The sequence below is a fragment of the Prodigiosinella confusarubida genome, assembly GCF_002847015.1.
GTDB classification, from domain to species: domain Bacteria; phylum Pseudomonadota; class Gammaproteobacteria; order Enterobacterales; family Enterobacteriaceae; genus Prodigiosinella; species Prodigiosinella aquatilis.
Map to the genome: position 1 here is coordinate 4,339,453 of NZ_CP025085.1, position 14,657 is coordinate 4,354,109.

Below are 14,657 nucleotides of genomic sequence, written 5' to 3' on the forward strand. Positions count from 1 at the left end.
CCAATCAAATTTTCACCTGCCGGATAATACCTTATTTCAATGATGCAAACGCAACCGTTCACTCGACAGGTGCTGGATTGGTATGAGCGATATGGTCGCAAAACCCTACCTTGGCAACTGAAAAAAACGCCGTATAAAGTCTGGCTGTCTGAAGTAATGTTACAGCAGACTCAGGTGACTACCGTTATTCCTTATTTCCAGCGGTTCATGGCAAAGTTTCCCGATGTAACCGCGCTGGCAACTGCACCGTTGGACGAAGTGCTGCATTTATGGACCGGGTTGGGTTATTACGCTCGCGCCCGTAATTTGCATAAAGCCGCTCAGATTATCACGGCAAAGCATGGTGGAATATTTCCCACTACGTTTGAAGCCATCGCCGATTTACCAGGTATCGGCCGTTCAACCGCCGGTGCCATTCTTTCGCTGGCGCTAGAACAGCACTACCCTATTCTGGATGGCAATGTAAAACGCGTTCTGGCTCGTTGTTATGCCGTCGCTGGCTGGCCGGGAAAAAAAGACGTGGAACAGCGATTATGGGCTATCAGTGAGGATGTCACGCCGGCACAGCACGTCAACTGCTTCAATCAGGCCATGATGGATCTGGGGGCCATGGTATGCACTCGCAGTCGGCCAAAATGCGAACTGTGTCCACTGAATAATTGCTGCATCGCCTATGCCAACCACAGTTGGACTGAATATCCCGGTAAAAAACCCAAACACACACTGCCGGAAAAAACGGCCTGGTTTTTACTGCTGCAACAGGATGATACGGTCTGGCTGGAGCAACGTCCGGCCATGGGATTATGGGGAGGGCTATTCTGTTTTCCACAGTTCAATAATCGGGATGAACTAGAGAGCTGGTTGCGGCAACGTGGTATAAAAACAGATCAACTGCAACAGTGGGTGGCATTTCGCCATACTTTCAGTCATTTTCATCTGGATATCGTGCCGTTATGGATCAATGCCGCACCATATCGTTCCTGCATGGATGAAGGCGCTGGTCTTTGGTATAACTTAACGCAGCCTCCTTCCGTCGGGGTAGCCGCTCCGGTAGACCGGTTGTTACGTCAGTTGGCTAAGCCACGATCAGCATCCGTTGATTCTTGAACGATAAAAGAGGAATAAGCATGAGTAGAACGATTTTTTGTACTTTTTTACAACAAGACGCCGAAGGACTGGATTTTCAATTGTACCCCGGTGAGTTGGGAAAACGCATTTATAACAACATTTCCAAAACAGCCTGGGCACAGTGGCAAACCAAACAAACCATGCTGATTAATGAAAAAAAACTCAGCATGATGAATGTTGAACACCGCAAATTGTTGGAACAGGAGATGGAGAAATTCCTGTTCGAGGGGCAGGACGTTCACATTGACGGATATACTCCGCCAGACCATTGATTAGTGAAGGATCCATGGCCTTGAATTCGTCCCTATCCCTATACGGTTTTATACGATGAAGAAACTGTTAGTTTTGCTGCTCGTCGCCCCATTGCTGATCTCCTGCTCCAGTAAAAAGGGGTACGTTGACAACGAAGCTTATATCAAAGATACCAACGCTTTTGATATTCTGATGGGGCAATTTGCCAACAATATTGAAAACATCTGGGGTATCAATGAAGTACTGATAGCCGGCCCCAAAGACTACGTAAAATACTCCGATCAATATCTGACACGTAGCCATATCAACTTTGAGGCGGGGACAATTACCGTCGAGACGATTTCAGCCACCAACTATCGAGCGAGCCTGCGTCAGGCGATTATCACCACGCTGTTGATGGGAGATGATGCCAGCAACACTGACCTGTATTCCGATGCCAATGATATCCAGATCAGTCGCGAACCGATGTTATACGGTCAGGTGCTGGATAACACCGGGCAACCGATTCGCTGGGAAGGCCGAGCCAGTGCCTTTGCCGATTATCTGCTTCAGACCAAACTGCAAAGCCGCACCTCCGGACTGCATGTTATCTGGTCTGTTACCATCCAGTTAGTACCTAACCACCTTGATAAGCGTGCTCACAAGTATCTGCCCATCGTGCGCCAGGCATCTGAGCGCTACGGTATTGATTCCTCACTGATTCTCGCCATCATGCAGACAGAATCCAGTTTTAACCCTTATGCCGTGAGCAATTCCGACGCCCTGGGATTAATGCAGGTCGTTCAACATAGCGCCGGACGCGACGTATTCAAGATGAGGGGAAAATGGGGAAAACCGAGTCGCAGCTATCTGTTTGACCCGGAAAAGAATATTGACACGGGCACCGCTTATCTGTCGATTCTGAAAAATGTCTATCTGGCGGGCATTGAGAACCCCACATCACGGCGTTACGCCATGATTAGTGCTTACAATGGCGGTGCAGGCAGCGTACTGCGAGTATTCTCTAATGATAAGAATAAAGCGGTGAATATCATTAACGGGATGTCGCCAAGTGAAATCTACCAGACACTGGTAACACGTCACCCGTCTGCCGAGTCACGCCACTATCTGTACAAGGTCAATTTGGCGCAAAAAAACTACCGGCTTGGCCGCTATACGCAATAGATTTCAAGATGACAGGTATAGTCACAAATGATATAGCCAGCAGGGTGTTCCTGCTGGCTATATTTTCCCCGCTGTTGGCAAATAATCAGCCTAAAAATATTAACGCGTGATACTCTTGAACTGCTTTGTAGTATCCGTTAGTGCTATTTCTGTCGGTAGACGTTCCATCGAACTCGCACCATAAAAACCATCACATTGTGGACAATGTTCCATGATGTATTGCGCACCTTCCGCACTGAATACATAAGGTGTGGTCAGCATATTTTTCTCATGCGCCAGACGGATCATGTCCACTTCCAGAGCATACCCCATACCGGTCTCTTCCAGATTGGCGCGGAAGTTGCCGTATGCCAGCAAACCCGCCAGCGAACCACGTCCGGCCATTCGATAACGACCTGAGTTATATGATGTTCAGGTCAATGCCACCCGCTTCTTCACACTTCGCCGACAGACCCATACCAACTCCACCACCGATAATCGGTTCACGACGGGCAATCATCTCCCTAAATTTTGTCAACAACGGCTGATGATGTTGCACATATGTTTTTTCTCCTTATCTGAACAGAGCCCTAAACACAGCCACTGCCGTGCTGGCAAACAAAGGATCGTTAATGTGGTACGGCAAGTGGACTATCTGCCGTTTCTCCGTTTGGTTTACTGTCATTTCCAACGTCTGACTAAAGGCTTCTTGTGCCGATGGATCCCAAAACGCCTGACCAGGAGCATCCAGTGCAGAAAAACCGCCATCCGGGATCAGAAAACGAACTTCGCCTTCACAATGGTTAAGCTTGTTGCCAATCCATTTCGCCATAACGATGTTCTCTTCCACCGTGGTACGCATCAGAGTGACCTGTGCATTGTGGTTATGAAATAACCGACCAGCGTATTTTCCAGGGATGGTGAAAGGATGGCCGAAATTCACCATATCCAACGCGCCACAGGAAACGACATATGGCAGTTGTGTTCGGGCAATGGCATCAAACCGTTCCGGCATACAGGCCAATACACCATCAAATAATAAATCACACACCTCAGTGGTCGTAAGGTCGAGCACACCCGCCAACAAGCCGCTGTCCACCAGTTTTTCCATCGCCCGACCACCACTCCCGGTAGCATGGAATACCAGACAGTCAAAATCGTTTTCCAGCGCCTGACAGGCAGCCTGAATGCAAGGTGTAGTGACGCCGAACATGGTCAGCCCCAGCGCCGGTTTATCATCATGGTTTTGCTGCGTACGGAACTTCACAGCTCCGGCCATCTGGTGCGCAGCATTGCCCAGCACCTGACGAGAAATTCGGTTCAGGCCGGATACGTCGGTAACCGAGTACATCATGCTGATATCGCTAGCGCCGATGTAACCTGAAATGTCGCCCGACGCCATAGTTGAAACTATCAGCTTGGGCAAGCCAATGGGTAGAGCCTGCATCGCCGGAGTGATCAACGCGGTACCACTGGATCCTCCCAACCCTAACAAACCTGCGACATCTTCACGAGATAGCATAAAACGCTCAAACGCTTGCGCCATGGCGCTAATCGCACATCCACGGTCACCGCAGAATATCGCTGCTGCCCCCTGTGGATGATAAGACGCCACAGTGCCAGCGCTGATATCAGTTCCCGCATCCTCAGTCAACGACTTGGTAGAAAGGTCAACAGTGACAGTATCAAGTCCGGTTGCCGCAATCAGATCTCGGATGTAAAACAGTTCTATTCCTTTAGTATCTGATGTAGTTGCAATATAAATACTACCTGATCCCTTCCCCATTGACTCCTTTCCTACATCTGGTTAATCTATAAAAACACTTAATAATTAGCATGTTAAGTAATTTTATTATCAATACATAATGAGACTGCCGTATCAATATCGCAAATCGCTAAGCAATCAAATGAGATTGAGGTCTCACAAAAATATTGTCGCTACTGTATGTTGTAGCGTAAAAGTTGACATGGCAGGTGTATCACCCATTTTATTATATTGCCGTCAATACAGCGGCCTGCTGTCTGACCATAGCGTGATAAAAAATAATGAGGCCTACGTGACTGGACAGGAAATGACACTCACATCCACACGAGCACGAACCCGCCGGCTGTTGATTGAAACCGCCATAAAAATGTTCGATCAGGAAGTTTTTCCTTCGATTACCGACATCGCCGCCGAAGCACAGCTCTCCCGTGCGACAGCGTATCGCTATTTTCCTACTCAAAGTGCGTTGGTTTCTGCTGTAGTCGCTGAAAGCCTGGGGCCAATTCTCGCCTGGCATCCTACCCAGCCTGATGCAAATTTACGGGTTGCCGAGCTACTGAGCTTCGCCTATCCACGGATGTTTCAGCATGAAGGTGCATTGCGGGCGGCATTGCAGCTTTCGCTGCAACAATGGGCAGATCGTCAGGCAAACCGTCAGCATGGTGACAGGCTGGTTCGTGGTAATCGCAAGCAATTGCTCAAACTGGCGACCGAACCGCTGACAGGTAAGATCACGGAACAGGAGCAACAGCGGGTCATTTATGCTCTGTCACTGATTTACGGCTCTGAGGTGTTTCTGGTTTTGAAAGATATCTGGAATTTGGACAATGGCGAAGTTCAGGATGTCACCCAATGGGTGGCCAAGGCAATTTTACGCCAGGCTGAAGAAGACGCCGCACAGGCCGTAAACATATCGTCACAGTAATAAGCAAATGCTATGATTAATTGATTACACAGCCAGAAAAACCATAGAAATACCTTATTTAATCAAGTTATTCTGGCTTTCTACGTGTTTCTCTTATAACCCTCTTATTTTGATTCTTTACCAACCCAGACAATTTTTGCCTCCCTTGTTAAGAAAAGGTAGCATCGCTGACGTTTTTAACGCCGCCCTCCCTGTTGGTTCGGGTTGTACGGCGCGCAGAAAACCTGATTTACAGCTAACTGATTAAAATAAAACATCAATTTCAGACTCCTGAATGACAGACAAGGGAATTAAACCGGTAATGAATCAGCATAAAAATACAGATACCGAGCACCATGCTGCGAAACGGCGCTGGCTGGACTCACATGAAGCGGGATATCACAAAAGCATGGGAAACCGCCAGGTACAGATGATCGCCATTGGCGGTTCCATCGGTACCGGATTGTTTCTTGGCGCAGGCGCCCGTCTGCAAATGGCAGGACCGGCACTGGCTCTGGTTTATCTGGTCTGCGGGATATTTTCGTTCTTTATTCTGCGGGCGCTGGGAGAGCTGGTTCTACATCGCCCTTCCAGCGGAAGTTTTGTTTCCTACGCTCGGGAATTCCTGGGGGAAAAAGCCTCCTACGTAGCAGGATGGATGTACTTTCTTAACTGGGCGATGACAGGGATTGTCGACATTACCGCGGTCGCGCTTTATATGCATTACTGGGGCACCTTTGCTGATGTGCCTCAATGGGTATTTGCGTTAAGTGCGCTGGGTATTGTCACCACCATGAATATGATCGGCGTAAAGTGGTTTGCGGAAATGGAGTTCTGGTTTGCACTGATCAAAGTCGCGGCGATCTCCCTCTTTCTGATTGTCGGGACCCTGTTTCTCGGAAGCGGCAAGTTGCTGGGTGGTAATCCCACCGGCTTTCATTTGATCAGCGACAATGGCGGCATGTTCCCACACGGTTTGCTACCTGCATTGGTTCTGGTTCAGGGCGTTATTTTTGCCTTTGCTGGCATTGAGCTGATCGGTACCGCCGCCGGAGAGTGCAAAGATCCGGAAAATATGTTACCCAAAGCGGTGAACAGTGTTATCTGGCGCATCAGCTTATTCTACGTAGGCTCGGTGATCCTGCTGGTGTGCCTGCTGCCGTGGAATGCCTATCAAGCTGGAGAAAGTCCGTTTGTCACCTTCTTCAGCAAACTGGGTATACCCTACATCGGTACTATCATGAATCTCGTGGTATTGTCAGCCGCGCTTTCCAGCCTTAACTCTGGGCTTTACTCGACTGGTCGCATTCTGCGTTCCTTGTCGCTCGGCGGCTCCGCACCGAAGTTCATGTCCAAGATGAGTAGCCAGTCCGTACCCTATACCGGCATTCTGGTGACGGTGGGCATTTATATCATTGGTGTATTCCTGAACTACATCGTGCCATCACAGGTATTTGAAATTGTTTTGAACATTGCGTCTCTTGGCATTATCTGCTCCTGGGGGTTCATCATCATCTGTCAAATGAAACTACGACAGGCCATCAGGGAAGGAAAAGCCAAACCCGTATCGTTCAGAATGCCTGGTGCACCGGTGACCTCCTGGTTGACGCTGGCATTCCTGCTAGGGGTATTGGTTCTGATGGCAATGGACTACCCGAACGGAACCTGGACTATCGCCACCATACCCATATTGGTATTGGTGCTGATCGCTGGCTGGTATGGTTTGCGCAAACGGCAAAAAGAGGTCAATCGGCCGGATACTGAGCACAAAAGTCTGGTCAATTGAGCGTAAAACCCCGGGAATTCCCGGGGATTATCTGGGTTGGTTACTGTGTTTACTGTGCAATCACATGCGCATACAGTCGCTTACTACCATCGGCTTGCGCCACGCTGTAAACCCCTTGCAACTCCGGTGCGAAACCCGGCATCAAATTGATTCCTTCTTCTAACGCCAGGAAATAACGCAGTACCGCGCCGCCCCATACTTCGCCTGGCACCACGCAAAGCACTCCCGGTGGATAAGGCAATGCGCCTTCTGCCGCAACACGACCTTCAGCTTCATCCAGCGCAATGAACTCGATATCGCCCCGGACAAAAGCGCTATTGGCTTCCTGCGGCAACATCACCACTTCAGGGAAAGAGGATTTACGAAACATCGCTTTTTGTAGCAGTTTCACATTATGACTGACATAAAAATTATGCATTTCCTGGCATAACTGGCGCAGCGTATAACCTTCATAACGCTGTTCATATTTATGATACAACCCCGGCAACACGCTACTCAGCGGTGCATCCTGTTCAATCAACTGCTCAAAACGAACCAGAGCCTGCACCAGATGCTGCATCTTGAGACTATCTTCCGCTGGCGTTAGCAGGAACAAGATGGAATTAAGATCGCATTTCTCCGGGATAATGCCGTGTTCACGCAGATAATTAGCCAGAATTGTGGCCGGAATACCAAATGGGGTGTAATCACCGGTGAGCGCATCAATTCCTGAGGTGGTCAGTAACAGTTTACAGGGGTCGACAAAATACTGCTCCGGCGCATAACCTTCAAACGAATGCCAGCGATCACCCGGCCTGAAATTGAAGAAACGGACATCTTGCGCCATTACGTCGGTTTCGTGATCCTGCCAGTGGATCCCGCCGACACTGACCGGGACAAACGGCCGGATGAGTGAGCAGCACGCCAACAGTTGCTTGCGAGTCTCGATCCCTAACTTGACACACTCCAGCCATAAACGACGGCCACCAGCACCTTCATGCATCTTGGCATTGACATCCAGCGCGGCAAACAGCGGATAAAACGGACTGGTCGATGCATGCAGCATAAACGCATTGTTCAGGCGTTTGTGGTTGCAAAACCGCTTCTGCCCTTTAATGTGAGTATCCTTTTTATGGATCTGTGACGTTTGGGAAAAACCAGCCTGCTGCTTGTGTACCGACTGAGTAACGAAAATACCGGGATCATTCTCGTTCAGTTCCAGCAACAGCGGAGAGCACTGTTCCATCATCGGAATAAACTGCTCATATCCCACCCACGCGGAATCAAACAGGATGTAATCACACAGATGGCCAATACTATCCACCACCTGACGGGCGTTATAGATGGTGCCATCATAAGTACCAAGCTGAATCACCGCCAGCCGGAAAGGACGCTGTTCATCAGCACGTTCCGGCGCGACCTCCCGCACCAGCTCACGCAGATAGGTTTCATCAAAACAGTGCGCATCAATACCGCCAATAAAGCCAAACGGATTTCGCGCCGTTTCCAGATAAACCGGTGTAGCGCCAGCCTGAATCAACGCGCCGTGATGGTTGGATTTATGGTTATTGCGGTCAAACAACACCAGATCGCCACGGGTCAGCAGTGCATTAGTCACCACTTTATTGGCTGCCGAGGTCCCGTTCAGCACGAAATAGGTTTTATCCGAGTTAAATACCCGGGCAGCAAACTTCTGCGCCTTTTTAGCCGCCCCTTCATGAATCAGCAGATCGCCTAGTTTGACATCGGCATTACAGATATCCGAACGGAACACATTTTCGCCATAAAACTCATAAAACTGACGGCCCGCCGGATGCTTGCGAAAGAATTGCCCGCCCTGATGTCCCGGGCAGGCAAATGTACTATTTCCCATAGCGGCATATTTGATCAGCCGACCAAAGAAAGGTGGCAACAGCGCGCGCTGATAACCTTCCGCTGCCTGTTCCAGAGTTTCTGCGTGTTCGCCAGACTCATCCAGCCACAACCACTCACTGCCAGGTGGCAGCATTTCCAGACTGTCATTCGTTTGCTCCCGCGCCACAAAAGCCGGAATAGCAAAACCGGTGTGATGCAGCACCGACAAAATGCCGCTGCGCGCTTCTTCCACCGAGACGACTACAGCGGCGATATCGGTAAAATCGGTCTGACTCAACGCCACAATCGGACGCGTTGTGATTATACGGGAGGCAATCGCCGCATTAGCCGCAATTTTTAACTGTTTCATGTAACCAAACCTAAAACGGTTAAGGATGAGTGTACGTGCCTAAAAGACACAGTGCAGGAATAAGGTTCCCAACCAACTACAATGCCAATCAATCACGACACATGCATGATCTACAGCGTTAAATTGCCGATAACGAATGGGAAAACTGGGATCAGCACCATCCGATAGACATCAGTAAAATCAGAGGAGTTACTCTATTTTTAATCATGTCTAACAGTGAGCGTCATTATGCCTCACCGCATGGTGACAAAGGATAAACGGGGAGTGAAGAAAGCAGAAACAGAACCACCAGCATACTGCGACATCATCAAAGTTCTGGCACATTGTTTCCGCACCATGAGCATTGAATCTGGCATATCAGCGGCCCTCTATAACCACAAGTGAATAGGAAGTCATAAACCGCGCAATAGTGGCACTCTTTTAGGTCAAATTCAAGAAAACAGACTCACTCATCAGGACGGATTACCAAGTGGTATAATAGCCATTTTGTACCGACTGGTGTCATCCATTCCCCATATTGATGATTAATCCAGCATTAGTGACTGAAAATAGAGCAACCGTACCGAGTTGTGACAGAAACCCGTTGACGACTTTAGTGATATACGGTTTAATGCGCCCCGTTGCCCGGATAGCTCAGTCGGTAGAGCAGAGGATTGAAAATCCTCGTGTCCTTGGTTCGATTCCGAGTCCGGGCACCATCTTCAGAGCCTGTTCGTTAAGGGATGAGATCCTTAACGGGCATGACATAAGTACCCGAATCGACTTCATGTGATAAATATGCTTATCGCATCGATTGTTGAACACTCGGGACTAAGAAGCTAGAGAGTGATTTCGCCACTTTCTAGCTTTCTCTCGTCCTTCCAATGAGAATTCTTACAGTTTCCTACCGGTAGTGTCAATCTTCTGTAAAGGAAAGCGCCATTTTTTGCTTTCAGTCACCTGGATCTGACCTGGTATTATCCCTGTCTGTCAAATACCTCGTCCAATGCCAACCGTAAACTGTCCATATTTCCTTCGACATACTCCAATGTGACCGCAACACTTGAATGTCCAAGGAGTGTCTGAACCACTTTCAGGTTACGATCGGGTGATTTCATCATATCGGTAGCAATGGTATGCCGGAACCGGTGCGGGGTGATGGTGCACTGACACTCTTTCGAGAGCCGACGGAAGAAAGCACGCAGCGGTTGATAAGCCATAACGTCAGTTAGCATGTTTTTTCGTCCATCAAACCGGCTTGCGTTAAACAACATATCACTGTGTGTTGCGCCGCGTTCTGTGGCAACCATAATCAGTCGTTCTAGTCTGGGCCGCAGTAATCGGGTGATTGGAACCCGGTGCTCTCGGTGATTTTTAGACGCTTCTGATCGTAAATTTATCCATCCTTCCTCGAGTTGAACATCTTCAAGACGAATATTGAGCAGCTGATTTTGTCGCATCCCCGTATAGCGAAGCGTATCTACTACACTAAGCCAATACCACGCCGGCCGCAGTGCAGAGCGTATTTTCTCAGTAATGCCAAGGCCCTCCTCCTTTTCCCTGGCCTCCAGCAATAAATAGATTTTCTTGATCTCTGACTCAGTGAGCGTTTTTTTACGCTTAATATCGGGTCTGACAACAACGCCATTAAAAGGGTTGTCTTTCAGGGGAATAATTTGTTGCTGTAATACATGATTATAAATCGCCCGCATATGCGCGACTTTGTTATTCCATGTTATGGATGAGAGACACTGTTCATTTAATATATACCGGCGCCAATTCAGCACGGTCAGTCTGTTGACCTGACCAGGTAAAACTTTATCTTCTGTATAGCGCCGGAATGAATTAACAACCTTTCGATAACTCAACTCGGTAGCCGGCCTTAATACCTTACTGAAAAAATAATCCTGCAATATATCGTCATAATTAATCAAATCCATTTCACTCTCCGTATTATTCAATTAAAGATGTCATTAATACTTATTTATTAGGTGCCAACCATGGGCTATCAGAAAGCACCACACCTTTCTTGAAAACCTGCGCTACCGGGATCATATAACCTGACATTTTTGTAAAACGCCCTTCTCTACCATCGTTCTCATATTTTCTGTAGATATAAATCCCCTTGCCATTCCTTGAATAATGCCTGTTCAGGGCTTCAAAGGTTTTTTGAACCTCATTTTTATCTGCTTCAGCATTATTCCGCGTTGCCAGGTAACGGTAAAAACAATCAGGCGTTTGAATGAAAACATACTGCGCCATAATATGAAGCAGGCTGTCCTGCGCATTAACGCTTAATGTTCCCTCCTCTGTGGAATCAATCAGCCAGTTCCAGAAACGCTCTCCCGAGGTGAATGTCTCGTCAGAGATTGGCTGAAGCAGAGCCTCCGCAGGGGAGAGACTCTCGGAGGAAGCAGAGCCAGAGATATCCGTGGGTTCAGCGCCGGTCATTTTATCCAACAACGTCAATAATTCCCCCGGCGTCCCTCCCTCCAATGGCGTATCTGTCCCCGATACGGCCTCATCAACTGGCTCGGATTGACTGATGGCAGAGACCAGTTCCGACCCGGGGAGAGAGACAGGTACGCCATTCGGCGACTGAGAGTCATTATCATTATTCTTGGCAGAAACAATGGGGCTGATAACGAATTCATCGGTGGGATGTTCGGCAGACGCCTGAAGTGCACTCTGGCGTAAAGACTCAGGATTTTCTGCTGCAGAGTTGACCGAAGACAGGAGAGAGGTGTGTTGAGCAAACAGCCCACATTTTTCGCGGGCCTCACTCACGGCGACATGAAGGATAGCAGCAGCGGACTTATCGCCCGACAGGTAAACCAGCAACGCGTCCATCAGTTGCGGCCAGCGTGCCACCCAGCGCAAGCCTTCACAGGGTAGCAAGCGATAAGCCGATGTGGCAGCCCGGACCACTGAATTCGTTGTCTGATCACAAAATCTCACCCGCCAGGGCGCATCAGGCACCTCGACCCCCGGATACCACCGGCGACCATCCTCATGAAAAGCAGCCATCTGCTCCAGGCTGCCCAGATCATGCAGCAATGCTGCCCAGAAAATGGCGGTGCACCAGGCAGCACTCTGTGCAGCCTGTTCTTCCGGGGGTGCCCCCGGCGGCAGCATCCATCCCCGGGACAACCTGACCGCGCAAACGGCCACTTCCAGCGCCTCATCCAGCATGCCTCCCTCACGGGCGTAAGGCCCAGTGGACGCTGCCGGCAACTGCTGTAGTCTGACCGCCAGCCGCCTGACCGGATCCAGCCAAAACGCGTCCCATACCTGTCGGGAGAAAGGACTGTTGTCCCATAGCTGCTGTAGCGCCTGTTTTCTGGCCCGCGTGGACAGAAGCTCGTCGGCATTTTGCGGTGAAAACCACCCTCCGGTATTCAGATTCTCTGATACCACAGCAACCTGAGGTGACATATCTACTGTCAGAGTATGTAGCTTGCCTGCAATCCACTTTAGCATTGCCGCCCCGTATCAATCACTCGTAAAGGGGCATTACGCTATGCTTTATCGTTATCCTGGCAAGCCGGAACTGTTTATTGATTATCTCCATTAACCTCTTGATCTTTTTTTTGGATCTGCATGAAGAATTTCAACGGGTGAAAAATAAAGGGATGTGCATGAATGTGTTTTTTCAAAGGTAAGACACAGGCATGAAATCAGACCGTTTCCTGCTGGCTACGATTGCCTCCAGTTGGCTTTTGCTCTGCGCCGCCATCACCCTAATCATCACCGGAAGAGGCATCACATCAGGCTCATTGGTGGTGTTCGGCATACTTCATTTTTCCCCATTGCTGCTCAATCCGTTATCACGGGTGATGCTGTTGTTCAGAAAATCCCCTTTCGTGTTGATGAAAAAACGACACAGAGTATGGCTGCACCTCAACCCCTGGCTCTCTGTTGGCCAGCCTGGTTTGAGGGACATCAACCATTTTTGGGATGCGTTAATACACACGCTCAGTACCGGCTTAGCCTCTCCTGGACGCTCGCTTATCCTGTCATCGCATCTGCTGAGCTCTCGGCGGCTAGCAAGACTGTTACGCCACTTTCCCCCAGAGCATTACCAATACCGCATCCTGGGAAGGCCATTGGGCCGTGCAGAACGGTCAGGACTTCAGCTTGAGACACTCCTGAAGGAATGGCGATGGTATTCCCCTTCAGTGCACTGCGGTGTTCTGGTGATACGCAAAAAAGACAAGAGGCACTGACGGATATGCTGTCCTGGAAACGGATGAAAGCCACGGAAAAAGCCTGCAGGAACCTCGGCGAAAATGAGGAAGCCGCCGCGCACGACCATCATCTGCTGCCTCTCCCATTAATTTGCAATGCTGAATGAACAATTTCCCGTTATGTCCCTCCGGCGATGTATTCATACTGGCTACATAAACCGTTTCGATCTGAACGATCGAAATTGTCCGTTATACAACGGCAATCTGTCTGATTATGGTATTCACATCGAATACAAAGAATAACGCACCATCGATACAGCGCCTTATTTCAACACCAGGGAAAACCATGAACCTTAACGTCACGTCACTGCTTTCACACCTGGTCCTTGAACAGGACGATAAGCTCAGCGTGCTGCTCAGCGCCGCCGCGACGGAGAATAAAAAATCAGGGGACCCATTGGCGGTCAGGTTCAAACCAGGTATCCGAGAATATGTCACGCAAGTCTCGGCGAAGTTGGGGATCTCAGCCTCCGAGTTTATCAATGTTTTGATTGAAGGCGTGATCCGGGAGACCCTGTCTCCCTTCCAGGCTCGGGCAACACAAGTTGTTGAACGTTTTCAGCTACTCATGGATGCCCATGATCTGAAGATCACCGATGTTGCTACACTGCTGTCTCAGTGGAACATCGGTCTCAGTGTCCTGGAAAACCGGGAACGGACGATGGATTATTTGACGGCACCGTTGCTTTCAGAGATGGCTGACTGGTTTAACGTCAACAAGGCATGGCTTCGGGGTGAAGTCGCCACACCAGGGATAACCTCAGGCAATATTACGGACTGGCACAGTCTGTCTAAACAAATTGATAATAAAATAGCTGAAATACCAGAAGCCCCATTACCTCAGATTATCTTATTGCGCGATGACCTCGCACCACCGGTCGATATGCGCAGTCATGAAACACTGATTAGTGTCTGTCTTATTCAATTTAAAAAGATCAATGGCATCAGGCTGCGCACCGTTGAATATTTTGGAGAGCAAATACCTGATGGTGAGCATGAGCCGTTTATTTCAGACTTTCTTTCATATTGTGGTGTGCTGGAAAAAAAGGGGCGTGCTTCTATTACAACCGCTGTAGCCGATGCTGCCATATTATCCCTGCTCTCATCCGGAAAAGTTCTGCCCATCATGGCCGTGGACAAAATACTTTTTTCAAAACAGTTATCCGCGTGGCAAACAGAAGAATTAATGCCACTCAGATTTTCTGAAAATAGGCAACACCGGCGTGGTTAAAATAAATAGATGACATGAA

The 14,657-nt window shown here is 49.0% G+C and carries 11 protein-coding genes, 1 tRNA gene and 1 pseudogene; 8 read left to right on the plus strand and 5 right to left on the minus strand.

The features are described from left to right. Positions 1-39: 39 nt before the first annotated feature. From mutY to mltC, 3 genes are read left to right on the plus strand one after another with little or no spacing between them, the layout of a single operon-like run. Positions 40-1,107 carry an A/G-specific adenine glycosylase gene (mutY, locus tag CWC46_RS19720; RefSeq protein WP_021014828.1) on the plus strand — a complete coding sequence of 356 codons (1,068 nt, stop codon included), beginning with the start codon at positions 40-42 and terminating at the stop codon, positions 1,105-1,107. Positions 1,108-1,127: 20 nt separating this feature from the next. Continuing rightward, complete coding sequence (locus CWC46_RS19725) at positions 1,128-1,400, plus strand: oxidative damage protection protein (RefSeq protein WP_021014827.1); 273 nt, start codon at positions 1,128-1,130, stop codon at positions 1,398-1,400. A gap of 55 nt (positions 1,401-1,455) precedes the next feature. Continuing rightward, positions 1,456-2,544: a membrane-bound lytic murein transglycosylase MltC gene (gene mltC / locus CWC46_RS19730; RefSeq protein WP_021014826.1), complete on the plus strand. Its 1,089-nt coding sequence runs from the start codon at positions 1,456-1,458 to the stop codon at positions 2,542-2,544. Between the two features lie 99 nt (positions 2,545-2,643). On the opposite strand, the pseudogene CWC46_RS19735 reads toward mltC, so the two are convergent. Together CWC46_RS19735 and CWC46_RS19740 are read right to left on the minus strand one after the other, a co-directional pair. After that, positions 2,644-3,043 (minus strand): annotated as a pseudogene (locus CWC46_RS19735) (phosphoenolpyruvate hydrolase family protein). A 54-nt stretch (positions 3,044-3,097) separates the two neighbouring features. Beyond that, the gene (locus CWC46_RS19740; RefSeq protein ID WP_021014823.1) at positions 3,098-4,309 is read right to left on the minus strand and encodes a Tm-1-like ATP-binding domain-containing protein; all 1,212 of its coding nucleotides are present in this window, start codon (positions 4,307-4,309) and stop codon (positions 3,098-3,100) included. Positions 4,310-4,595: 286 nt separating this feature from the next. On the opposite strand from CWC46_RS19740, the gene CWC46_RS19745 reads away from it, so the two are divergent. Together CWC46_RS19745 and ansP are read left to right on the plus strand one after the other, a co-directional pair. Continuing rightward, positions 4,596-5,213, plus strand: coding sequence for a TetR/AcrR family transcriptional regulator (locus CWC46_RS19745; RefSeq protein WP_037381307.1), 618 nt, complete (start codon positions 4,596-4,598; stop codon positions 5,211-5,213). A 301-nt stretch (positions 5,214-5,514) separates the two neighbouring features. Next, the gene (gene ansP, locus CWC46_RS19750) at positions 5,515-6,978 is read left to right on the plus strand and encodes an L-asparagine permease (protein ID WP_021014821.1); all 1,464 of its coding nucleotides are present in this window, start codon (positions 5,515-5,517) and stop codon (positions 6,976-6,978) included. A 49-nt stretch (positions 6,979-7,027) separates the two neighbouring features. Here the strand turns inward: ansP and CWC46_RS19755 are convergent, their stop codons facing one another. Next, complete coding sequence (locus CWC46_RS19755; protein ID WP_021014820.1) at positions 7,028-9,181, minus strand: ornithine decarboxylase; 2,154 nt, start codon at positions 9,179-9,181, stop codon at positions 7,028-7,030. Between the two features lie 622 nt (positions 9,182-9,803). Here CWC46_RS19755 and CWC46_RS19760 point away from each other — a divergent pair. Next, a tRNA-Phe gene (locus tag CWC46_RS19760) sits at positions 9,804-9,879 on the plus strand. A 258-nt stretch (positions 9,880-10,137) separates the two neighbouring features. Here CWC46_RS19760 and CWC46_RS19765 read toward each other — a convergent pair. Both CWC46_RS19765 and CWC46_RS23355 read right to left on the minus strand, forming a co-directional pair. Beyond that, positions 10,138-11,100 (minus strand): tyrosine-type recombinase/integrase, encoded by a 963-nt coding sequence (locus tag CWC46_RS19765; RefSeq protein WP_021014819.1) that lies wholly within the window; start codon positions 11,098-11,100, stop codon positions 10,138-10,140. Positions 11,101-11,140: 40 nt separating this feature from the next. Next, positions 11,141-12,640, minus strand: a complete 1,500-nt coding sequence (locus CWC46_RS23355; RefSeq protein ID WP_021014818.1) for a TraI domain-containing protein — start codon at positions 12,638-12,640, stop codon at positions 11,141-11,143. 191 nt (positions 12,641-12,831) lie between these two features. On the opposite strand from CWC46_RS23355, the gene CWC46_RS19775 reads away from it, so the two are divergent. Both CWC46_RS19775 and CWC46_RS19780 read left to right on the plus strand, forming a co-directional pair. After that, a complete protein-coding gene (locus tag CWC46_RS19775) occupies positions 12,832-13,386 on the plus strand; it encodes a hypothetical protein (RefSeq protein WP_021014817.1) in 555 nt (184 codons plus the stop codon). Between the two features lie 307 nt (positions 13,387-13,693). Next, positions 13,694-14,638, plus strand: coding sequence for a hypothetical protein (locus CWC46_RS19780; protein ID WP_021014815.1), 945 nt, complete (start codon positions 13,694-13,696; stop codon positions 14,636-14,638). Positions 14,639-14,657 lie beyond the last annotated feature (19 nt).

What these genes read in the sequence shown, in the direction of transcription:
- CWC46_RS19775 (WP_021014817.1), top strand. Translation starts at nt 12,832, where the DNA reads ATGAAATCAGACCGTTTCCTGCTGGCTACGATTGCCTCCAGTTGGCTT.
- CWC46_RS19780 (WP_021014815.1), top strand. Translation starts at nt 13,694, where the DNA reads ATGAACCTTAACGTCACGTCACTGCTTTCACACCTGGTCCTTGAACAG.
- mltC (WP_021014826.1), top strand. Translation starts at nt 1,456, where the DNA reads ATGAAGAAACTGTTAGTTTTGCTGCTCGTCGCCCCATTGCTGATCTCC.
- CWC46_RS19745 (WP_037381307.1), top strand. Translation starts at nt 4,596, where the DNA reads ATGACACTCACATCCACACGAGCACGAACCCGCCGGCTGTTGATTGAA.
- CWC46_RS19740 (WP_021014823.1), bottom strand. Translation starts at nt 4,309, where the DNA reads ATGGGGAAGGGATCAGGTAGTATTTATATTGCAACTACATCAGATACT.
- CWC46_RS23355 (WP_021014818.1), bottom strand. Translation starts at nt 12,640, where the DNA reads ATGCTAAAGTGGATTGCAGGCAAGCTACATACTCTGACAGTAGATATG.
- ansP (WP_021014821.1), top strand. Translation starts at nt 5,515, where the DNA reads ATGAATCAGCATAAAAATACAGATACCGAGCACCATGCTGCGAAACGG.
- CWC46_RS19725 (WP_021014827.1), top strand. Translation starts at nt 1,128, where the DNA reads ATGAGTAGAACGATTTTTTGTACTTTTTTACAACAAGACGCCGAAGGA.
- mutY (WP_021014828.1), top strand. Translation starts at nt 40, where the DNA reads ATGATGCAAACGCAACCGTTCACTCGACAGGTGCTGGATTGGTATGAG.
- CWC46_RS19765 (WP_021014819.1), bottom strand. Translation starts at nt 11,100, where the DNA reads ATGGATTTGATTAATTATGACGATATATTGCAGGATTATTTTTTCAGT.
- CWC46_RS19755 (WP_021014820.1), bottom strand. Translation starts at nt 9,181, where the DNA reads ATGAAACAGTTAAAAATTGCGGCTAATGCGGCGATTGCCTCCCGTATA.